The sequence below is a fragment of the Dellaglioa sp. CoH-57-MRSF-19 genome, assembly GCF_056781975.1.
Map to the genome: position 1 here is coordinate 1 of NZ_JBXAXW010000155.1, position 403 is coordinate 403.

Genomic DNA, 403 nt, shown 5'->3' on the forward strand with positions numbered 1-403 from the left:
CGGTTGCCCCGGACCCGACGAGAACTTAGAACAGTTCTTCTTCGTCTTCGTCCTCATCTTCACCAGACTCGTCGTCTTCTTCGTCTTCGTCCTCATCTTCACCAGACTCGTCGTCTTCGTCGTCTTCGTCTTCTTCCGACTCGTCGTCTTCGTCTTCTTCCTCGTCCTCTTCTTCGTCTTCCTCGACGACCTTCTTCTTGCCCTTGGCCGGAGCCTTCTTCTTGCTCACAGGCTCGTCTTCTTCGTCTTCCTCATCTTCGGACTCGTCGTCTTCATCCTCTTCTTCGTCTTCATCTTCGACGACCGGCTGCTTCTTGCCCTTCTCGGCCTTTGCCGGTGCTGCCTTTGCCTTCTACTTAGGAGCCGGGGTCTCGTCTTCTTCCTCTTCCTCGTCTTCTTGATC

1 protein-coding gene is annotated in these 403 nt (G+C 54.3%); it reads left to right on the top strand.

All coding sequences use genetic code 11. The annotated features are described in order from the left end of the window. On the top strand, positions 1-403 hold a 403-nt coding region (locus tag AC1RO3_RS08745; RefSeq protein ID WP_481764040.1), incomplete at both ends, for a hypothetical protein.